8 protein-coding genes are annotated in these 8741 nt (G+C 74.0%); 3 read left to right on the top strand and 5 right to left on the bottom strand.

Going from position 1 to position 8741, the window contains the following annotated elements; translation table 11 throughout:
• Positions 1–257: 257 nt before the first annotated feature.
• From OP86_RS31420 to trpS, 3 genes are all read right to left on the bottom strand, one after another.
• Positions 258–932 (bottom strand): nucleoside/nucleotide kinase family protein, encoded by a 675-nt coding sequence (locus OP86_RS31420; RefSeq protein WP_030260304.1) that lies wholly within the window; start codon positions 930–932, stop codon positions 258–260.
• Between the two features lie 83 nt (positions 933–1015).
• On the bottom strand, positions 1016–1978 hold the full coding sequence (locus OP86_RS31425; protein ID WP_030061982.1) for a S66 peptidase family protein: 963 nt from the start codon (positions 1976–1978) through the stop codon (positions 1016–1018).
• A 154-nt stretch (positions 1979–2132) separates the two neighbouring features.
• Positions 2133–3203, bottom strand: a complete 1071-nt coding sequence (gene trpS / locus OP86_RS31430) for a tryptophan--tRNA ligase (protein ID WP_030061981.1) — start codon at positions 3201–3203, stop codon at positions 2133–2135.
• A 165-nt stretch (positions 3204–3368) separates the two neighbouring features.
• Here trpS and OP86_RS38535 point away from each other — a divergent pair, with 165 nt between their 5' ends.
• Both OP86_RS38535 and OP86_RS31440 read left to right on the top strand, forming a co-directional pair.
• Positions 3369–3623 carry a hypothetical protein gene (locus OP86_RS38535; protein WP_030061980.1) on the top strand — a complete coding sequence of 85 codons (255 nt, stop codon included), beginning with the start codon at positions 3369–3371 and terminating at the stop codon, positions 3621–3623.
• Positions 3624–3851: 228 nt separating this feature from the next.
• Positions 3852–5105 carry a hypothetical protein gene (locus OP86_RS31440; protein WP_030061979.1) on the top strand — a complete coding sequence of 418 codons (1254 nt, stop codon included), beginning with the start codon at positions 3852–3854 and terminating at the stop codon, positions 5103–5105.
• Between the two features lie 52 nt (positions 5106–5157).
• Here OP86_RS31440 and OP86_RS31445 read toward each other — a convergent pair whose 3' ends face one another.
• On the bottom strand, positions 5158–5691 hold the full coding sequence (locus tag OP86_RS31445; protein WP_030061978.1) for an NUDIX hydrolase: 534 nt from the start codon (positions 5689–5691) through the stop codon (positions 5158–5160).
• Between the two features lie 115 nt (positions 5692–5806).
• Here OP86_RS31445 and OP86_RS31450 point away from each other — a divergent pair, with 115 nt between their 5' ends.
• Positions 5807–6778: an ATP-grasp domain-containing protein gene (locus OP86_RS31450; protein WP_030061977.1), complete on the top strand. Its 972-nt coding sequence runs from the start codon at positions 5807–5809 to the stop codon at positions 6776–6778.
• Positions 6779–6835: 57 nt separating this feature from the next.
• Here OP86_RS31450 and OP86_RS31455 read toward each other — a convergent pair.
• On the bottom strand, positions 6836–8741 hold a 1906-nt coding region (locus tag OP86_RS31455), incomplete at its 5' end, for an ABC transporter ATP-binding protein (RefSeq protein WP_033334247.1).

An 8741-nucleotide genomic window follows, 5' to 3' on the forward strand; every position in this document is an offset into this window, starting at 1 on the left:
CCGGGGCTTCGTTCATCCAACTCGCCGGTGTCTTCCGGGGTTTGACGCCCCGTCCGACGTTTCAAACTCTAGCCGATCCCCGCTCCGAAAAGCGAATCCAGCCGCAACCCGATAAAACGAACATGCCGAATAGCGCTGAGCCGCAAAGCGTAAAAACGCAGACGCGACCCAGCCCGAGCCGGGAAGTGGTGTTTCAAGGGATTGGCCGCTCCGGGACCGTCCGCGCCGATGCGTGTCCGGTGCTCCCTGCCGAGCGACTAGGAAACACTACCCCTGTCCGGCGCCGGAGGCAAACCGGCCCCGGAGACGGTCCGGGTGCAGAGCGCGCGGCCGGGCTTCACGTACTCGCCGTTGGGGTGGTCGTTGCCGGTGACCCAGTGGTGGGCGGTGGCCTCGTCGCGGCCGCCGTCGCGATGGCGGCTGAGCAGGCGCTCCTCGCGGACGGCGTCGTCGGTGTGCACGTACCAGAGTTCGCGCAGCAGGCGGCGGGCGTCCGGCCACGGGGTGTCGGAGGAGGCGAGGTAGTTGCCCTCGGTGATGACGAGGCGGGTGTGCGGGCGGATCACGTGGCGGGCGGCGACCGGTTCGTCCAGGGTGCGGTCGAAGTCCGGGACGTAGATGTCCTGGAAGCGGTCGGCGGTGATGCGGCGCAGCAGGGCGACGTAGCCGTGGGCGTCGAAGGTGGCCGGGGCGCCCTTGCGGTGGGTCAGGTCGAGGCGGTGGAGCTGGGCGCCGGAGAGGTGGAAGCCGTCGAGCGGGAGGTAGGCAGCGGTGCCGGGCCCCTCGATGCGTTCGACCTCGGCGACCAGGTGGCGGGCCAGGGTGGACTTGCCGGCGCCGGGCGGGCCGGCAAGTCCGAGGATCGTACGGGCGTTGCTGCCCGGGCCGCGGAGGAAGCCGAGGGCAAGGGCGGTGAGGCGGTCCTCGTTCATGGCCGCACCCTACTCACCGGGCGCGCCCCCGGGGGCCGTCCTCACCGGTCCCGGTGGTGCGGTGGTCTCCGGTGGTGCGGTGGTCAGAGGGGCCGCTCGGCGAGGGCGGGCAGGTCGAGGGTGAGCGTGCCGGCGTTCGCGTCGAGGAGGGCGGGGACGCCGAGCGGGACGGTGAGGGTGGACGGGCAGTGGCCGAAGCCCAGCTCCCAGAGCACCGGTACGCCGAGGCCGCCGAGCCGGTCGAGCATCACCTCGCGGACCCGCTCGGGCCTTCCGCAGCCCTCCCAGGAGCCGAGGGCTATGCCGGCCACGCCGTCGAGGGCTCCGGAGCGCAGGAACTGGGTAAGGAGGCGGTCCAACTGGTACGGGTGCTCGTTCACGTCTTCGAGTACGAGGATGCTGCCCGCGTACGAGGGCCGGGCGGCGGGGGTGCCACGCTCGGCGGCGAGGACGTGGACGCAGCCTCCGGCCGTGACGCCGCGGGCCCGGCCGGGGACGAGCGGTTCGGCGGTGGGCGAGGTGAGGACCGTGGTGGCGGCGGGGTCGAAGAGGGTGCGGCGCAGGTGCTCGGCGGTGGGGCCGTCGGAGACGAAGGAGGCGCCGGTGGCCAGCGGGCCGTACAGGGTGGCGAGGCCGAGGTGCCGGGCGAAGGCCTCGTGCAGGGAGCTGACGTCGCTGAAGCCGATGAAGGGCTTGGGCCGGGCGGTGCGCATCGCCGTCCAGTCGAGCAGGTCGACCATCCGGTGCACGCCGTAGCCGCCGCGGGCGCAGATGACGGCGTCGACGGTGGGGTCGAGCCAGGCGGACTGGAGGTCGGCGGCGCGGTCGGCGTCGGTGCCGGCCAGGTAGCCGAGCGTGGGGTGGGTGTCGAGGACGTGCGGGGCGACGGTGACGCGCAGGCCCCAGGAGCGGAGGATCGCGCAGCCGGCGGTGAGGCGTTCGGGTTCGATCGGGCCGCTGGTGGCGACGACGGCGATGTGGTCGCCGGGGCGCAGCTGCGGCGGGCGGGTCAGCCCCTGGCCGGGAGTGGTCGGGTGCTGGTCCATGGGCCGGGCCGCCTTTCGGGCGCGGGGGCGGGAGGGGTTCACGGGCGGCCTCGGTGTGTTCGCGGCCGCCCGTGACGATATGCCCTCGCGTCAACCGGCCGATGTCTGCGGGTCGGTGTCCTCCGGTCGGTGGGTGTGGCGGGGCGGGGGCTCTTCAGATCGCCCCCATCACCTCCCGGACCTCGGCGAGGGTGGCGTCGGCGACGGCGTTGGCGCGCTCGGCGCCGTCGTGCAGGACCTGCCGCAGGTGGCCGCGGTCGGCGGCGAGTTCGGCGCGGCGGGCGCGCATCGGGCGGAGGTACTCGTTGACGGACTCGGTGACGGTGCGCTTGAGCGCGGCGGCGCCGCCGTCGCCGATCTCCTCGGCGACGGCCTCGGGGGCGCGGTCCTGGCAGAGCGCGGCGAGCAGGACGAGGCCGGCGACCCCGGGGCGGTCGACCGGGTCGTAGTCGATGTGCCGGTCGGCGTCGGTCCTGGCGGCGCGGATGATCCGGGCGGTCTCGTCCTCGGTGGCGCCGAGGGGGATGGCGTTGCCCCGGCTCTTGCTCATCTTGCCGCCGTCGGTGCCGAGCAGCATCGGGGCGTCCGAGAGCAGGGCCTGCGGGAGGGGGAAGACGACGCTGCCGTCGGCGTGCGGGTAGCGCTCGTTGAAGCGGCGGGCGACGGTGCGGGCGACTTCGAGGTGGGGCAGCTGGTCCTGGCCGACCGGGACGAGGTCGGCCTTGCAGAAGAGGATGTCGGCGGCCTGGTGGACGGGGTAGGTGAACATCAGCCCGCTGACGGCGGACTGGCGGGAGTGGGCGATCTCGTCCTTGACGGTGGGGTTGCGGCTCAGTTCGGCGACGCTGACCAGGCTGAGGAAGGGCAGCAGCAGCTGGTTGAGGGCGGGGACGGCGCTGTGCGCGAAGATCGTGGCCCGCTCGGGGTCGAGGCCGGCCGCGAGGTAGTCGAGGACGAGGCTCTCGGTGTGTTCGGCCAGCCGGTCGGCGATGTCGCGGTCGGTGATGACCTGGTAGTCGGCGACCACGACGAACATGTCGACGCCCTGGTCCTGCAGGAGGACGCGGTTGCGCAGGGTGCCGAAGTAGTGGCCGAGGTGGAGCGGGCCGGTGGGACGGTCCCCGGTGAGGACGCGGTGGGCGGTCGGGTCGTCGGTGAGAACGGGAGCACCGGCGGCAGCAGCGTCAGGGGCGGTGGCGGTGATGGTGATGATCTCGGCGGTCAAGGTTCCTCCTCGGTACGGCGGTGGTCGCGGCCGTCCGGGGCGAGGGGCCCGTCCCGCATGGAGCGGGGAAAACGCGACAGGGCCGTCCATCCCGGACGGCCCTGGTCAGGCGAGTGCTGGTGGCCGTCCTAGGACGGCCACCAGCACAGGCCCACGAAGCGCTTCATGCGTGAAAGCGTACGTCAGTCCTCCACCACGAGCACTGTCCTCCCCGCCAAGCCCACCCGGGGCGGGTACGGCAGCCCCAGCTCGACCAACCAGGACGCGGTACTGGGCGGCGCGCTCTGGAAGACGCTCGGCGCGGTCAAGTCCGGTCAGGCCCGGCCGGTTTCGGACGAGACCTGGTTCCTCGGGCTCGGGGTCATGGCGGCCAACGCGGTGCTCTCCGACCTCAAGGGGTTCGTCGCTCCCGGAAGTTGATCCGGGGCGGTGAGTGCGGCAGGTGGGGCGACACGGCGGCGGGGCCACCCTGCGATCGCGGGGGCGTCGCGGTGATCTCCCGTCGCCTGCACCGTGGTTGCGCGGTGGTCCGGCGGTGGCCCGGCGGTGGCCCGGCGGTGGTCTCGCGCACACCACCTGGTTTCGACGCTTGGAGCTGGTCGCGCCGTGCGGCAGGATCGTCGGGACCGTCCCCCGAAGGGCCCGCCGATGAGCTCGCTCCACCCCGCCCCGACCGACCCGTCCGTGCCCGGCCCGCCCGGGCACAGCGCCGGGTCGTCGCCCCCGCCCGCCGTGACCGGGCCGCCCACCGCGCCCGGCCCGGTCTGCTCGATCGCGACCGCCGTCGAGGCCGGCCCGGCCGCGCCCGGTTCCTCGGACGGGGTGATCCGCCAGGGCTGCACGCCCCGCCACGACTCGGTGCCACAGCCGCGCAGCAGGGACGACGCGCAGACGTACGGGCTCCCCAAGACGACCGTCACGGCGGACACAGTCTCGGATTCGGTCTCGGTCTCGGTCTCGGACTCTGGCACGGACACGGACTCGGCTGAGGCACTGGCCCAGGCCCCGGTGGCGGACGGCGATCCGACCGCGGTGCGCTTGCGGGCAGCGTTCGCCGAACGACTGCGGGCTGCACGCTCCCAGGGCCGTTCGATCACGGAGCTGGCGGATGCGTGCCGGCGGCCGGTCGCGGAGGTACGGGCGCTGCTCGGCGAGGAAGCCGATGAAGCCGAGGCGGGCGAGGAAACCGGAAGCGTAGACGGGACCGGGAACAGGAACGGGACCGGAGCCGAGGTCGGCTTCATCCGGTTCCGGCCGGCCGCCGTACCCCCGCCGGCCGGACCGTCCGTACCGGCGCCGCGTACGGCACGCGAAGAGCTCCGGACCCTCGGCTCCCGGCGACCGTCGCCCTCGCGCCGGCTGCGCCGGATGCACCCGCAGGCAGCCCCGGCCGGGCAGGAGGCGACCGCACGGGAGACGGCCGCGACCAGCCCCACCGGAGTGGACCCGCACTCCACCGCCACCTGGACGGGTGAACTCGCCGGTGCGGCGGGGACGGTGGCGGACCAGGCGCCGTTCGGGGCCGACGCCGCCACCGCGGTCGTTCCCGGCACCGAGGCCTCCCGGGCCGAACCGCCGCTCGGCATCCTGATCGGTGGCAGCCCCGGCCAGCCCGAGGCCGTCGGCCGGCCGGAGGAACGCGCGCCGGTCCGGGTGGTGGCCGAGCCGGTCCGGGTCGGACGGGGCACCAGCCTGGTGGTGCTGCCCTCCTGGCGCCCCGCCATCGCCGTCTCGGTGCCCACCGAGCAGCTGCTGTCCGCGACCGGGCTCCGGTTCGAGCAACTCGCCGGCACCCGGCTGACGGTGTTGATGAACCCCAGCGCGCTGCACGACCGGGAACTGGAACTGCACGGCTGGGCGCCCGGCCCGACCGGGCGCGGCCGACGCGCCGGGCGCCCGTAGCCGCTCCGCGGGGCCCGCGGCAGGAGGCGGCCGGGTCGTCGGCAGTCGGCGGCTACCCGACGACCGGGGTGTTCGGGATGTACCCGAGCTCGACGGGCACCGGTGGGCGTCCGTCGACCGCCCAGCCCTCGCGGACGGCGTCGAGCAGCTCCGGCAGTCGGGGCGGCCAGAGCGCGTCGGCGTTCTCGTCGGCGAGGTCGGCCGGGGTCCACCAGCGCCAGTCGAGGATCCGGTCCACGGCGTGCACCGCGCTGACGTCGCCGACCGGTCCGCGGTGCGGCCCGCGGGTGAGGTAGATGTGCTCGTGCTGGCGCACCGGGGTGCCGTGCCAGGTGAAGTCGTGCTCCCAGGTGCAGAGCAGCGGGCCGGGTTCGAGGTCGGTCCAGCCGGTCTCCTCCCAGAGCTCGCGCCGGGCGCCCTCCCACGAGGACTCCCCCGGGTCCAGTCCGCCGCCCGGCATGGTCCAGTGGACGCCGACCTCGTCGTTGTCCGAACGCAGCAGGAACACCGAGCCGTTGTCGTCCAGGACCACCGTGCGGGCGGCCTGCCGAGGTACGCGCTTGCGGGGACGCAGCAGATTTCGCATCGGGTCACTCTCGCAGCGGCCGCCCGGGGCGTCGAGCGGATTCGTCACGGTCGCCCGCGGCGGGCCCGGCGTTCCACGGGCGCCCGAGCCGCTCGCGGGCCGTACTCTGACGGCCATGCCCGTACCCGCGATCATCTTCCCCGCCGATCCGCTCAACCCGCGCCGGCCCGACCCGCACTTCGCCTGGGAGGCGCGGCTGCTGCGGGAGTTGGGCGGCGAACACCACCTGGTCGACCACGACGCACTGCTCGCCGGGCGGGCCGAGGAGGCGGTGCGGCAGGTGCCGCAGGACAGCGGCCCGCTCTGGTACCGGGGTTGGATGCTCCCCTGCGCCCGGTACGCCGAGTTCGCCGCCGCGCTCACCACCCGGGGCGGCAATCTGCTGACCAGCCCGCCCGGTTACGCGGCGGCGCACGAACTGCCCGGCTGGTACGGCGTGTTCGAGGGGGCGACCCCGGCCAGCGCGTGGATCCCCTCCGACGGGCCGGTGGCGCCCGGACCGCAGGAGCTGGCGGCGGCCGCGGCCCGGCTCGGCGGACGCGGGCCGGCGATCGTCAAGGACTACGTGAAGTCGCGCAAGCACGAGTGGCACGAGGCCTGCTTCGTACCCGAGCTGGCCGACCTGGCGGCGGTCGGACGGGTGGTGGAGCGGTTCGTCGAGCTGCAGGGCGAGTCCCTGGCCGGCGGGGTGGTGCTGCGGCGGTACGAGGAGTTCGAGGGCGCCGACGGCGGTGCGAACGGCGCGGGTGCTCCGGGCGCCGCTGTTACTCCGGGCGCTCCGGGCGCTCCGGGTGGCGACGCGCAGGGTACGGGCGGGCGGGCCGTGGAGGCGCGGGTGTGGTGGCTGGACGGTCGGCCGATCCTGGTCGGGCCGCACCCGGACGCCCCGCACCAGACGGTCGACCCCGACCTCACCGAGGTCCGGGCACTGGTCCGGATGCTCGGTTGCCGCTTCGTCACCACCGACCTCGCCAGCCGGGCCGACGGCTCCGGCTGGCGGGTGGTCGAGGTCGGGGACGGACAGGTCAGCGAGCTGCCGCACGGGATCGACCCGTCCGGTCTGCTCTCCTCGCTGATCGCCGCCTGACAGCAGCCCGAACGCCGCCGGATGACGAACGGACGGACGGACCGACAGCCGCGCGGCCTACCCGGCGGCGACGGTCTCGACCGCCGGGTGGCCGTCCGCGATGAACGCCTGCCAGAGCCGGGCGTACGTCCCGCCCCGGGCGAGCAGTTCGGTGTGGGTGCCGTCCTCGACCACCCGGCCGTGGTCCAGCACGATCACCCGGTCGGCACGCTCGGCGGTGGTCAGGCGGTGGGCGATGACCAGGGTGGTGCGGCCGCCGCTGAGCCGGTCCGCGGCCTGGTTGACGACCGCCTCGGTGGCCAGGTCGAGCGCCGCGGTGGCCTCGTCGAGCAGCAGGATGTCCGGGTCGACCAGCTCGGCCCGGGCCAGCGCGATCAGCTGGCGCTGACCGGCCGAGAGGTTGCGGCCGCGGCCCGCCACCTCGTGGTCGTAGCCGCCGGACAGCCGGACGATCATGTCGTGCGCGCCGACCGCCCGCGCCGCCGCCTCGACCTCGGCCGCCGAGGCCTCCGGCCGGCCGTACGCGATCGCCTCGCGGACCGTGCCAGCGAACAGGTACGCCTCCTGCGGCACCACGCCCAGGCGGTGGCGGTACTGCGCCAGGTCGTAGCGGGCGAGGTCGACCCCGTCCACCCGGACGGTGCCCTCCGTCGCGTCGTAGAACCGGGCGACCAGCTTCACCAGCGTCGACTTGCCGGCGCCGGTCTCGCCGACCAGCGCCACCGTCTGCCCCGCCGGGATGTGCAGGTCCACCCCGGTCAGCACGTTCGGGGCGCCGTCGGCCCCGCCGTTGTAGGCGAAGCCGACCCCCTCGAAGCTGATCTCGCCGCGCAGCCCCTTGGCCACCGGGACCGGGTCGGCGGCCTCGGCCGTGGTGGTCGGGGTGCGCAGCAGCTCGCGGATCCGGCCGAGGCCCACCGAGGCCTGTTGGTAGCCGTCGAAGACCTGGGACAGCTGGTTGACCGGCGCGAAGAACAGGTCGATGTAGAGCAGGTACGCGACCAGCGCGCCGACCGTCAGCGTCCCGGCGTCGACCCGGGCGGCACCGACGATCAGCACCAGCGCGGCAGCCACGCTGGAGAGGAACTGGACGAACGGGAAGTACAGCGAGATGTACAGCTGTGCCCGGACCCTGGCCTCGCGGTAGGCGATGCCGCGTGCCACGAAGCGGTCGGTGTTGGTGTCCAGGCGGCGGAACGCCTGGACGATCCGCATGCCGGCCACGTTCTCCTGCAGATCGGCGTTGACGGTGCTGATCAGGTCGCGGGAGCGCTCGTACTGGTCCTTGGACTTCCTGCGGAACACCAGCGTGGCGATCACCAGCAGCGGCAGCACGGCGAAGACCACCAGGGCCAGGCCGGCGTCGATGATCAGCAGGGCGGCGAAGATCCCGGCGAAGGTCAGCAGGCTGACCACGGCGGTGACCATGCCGGTCTGCAGGAAGGACGTCAGGGAGTCCAGGTCGGTGGTCATCCGGGTCATGATCCGACCGGTCAGCTCGCGCTCGTAGTAGTCCAGGCCGAGCCGGTTGAGGTGGGCGAAGATCTTGAGCCGGAGCGTGTAGAGGACGCGCTCGCCGGTGCGGCCGCTGACCCGGTTCTCGGCGCCCTGCACCAGCCAGTCCAGCAGGACCACGACCAGTGCGGTGAGCGAGGCCACCGCGACGCCGGACATCAGGCCCTTGCGGACGCCCTCGTCGATGCCGTGCCGGATCAGCACCGGCAGGACCAGGCCGGCCGCCGCGTCCAGGGCGACCAGGACGAGGGCGATGAGCAGCGGGGTGCGGAAGGGGCGCAGCAGGCGGCGCAGGGTGAAGTCGGGGTCTCCGGCTTCGGCCTCTGCGCGGGGGACGGCCGGGGTGTCGGTGGCGGGCGGGAGAGCGGCGACCTTGGCCAGCAGGTCCGGGTCGGCGGTGCGGGCGGCCTTGGCCCTGTCTCTTATACACATCTGACGCTGCCGACGA

Origin of the sequence: Streptomyces novaecaesareae, from assembly GCF_000716875.1 — a bacterium.
In the GTDB taxonomy this organism is placed as follows: Bacteria; Actinomycetota; Actinomycetes; order Streptomycetales; family Streptomycetaceae; genus Kitasatospora; species Kitasatospora novaecaesareae.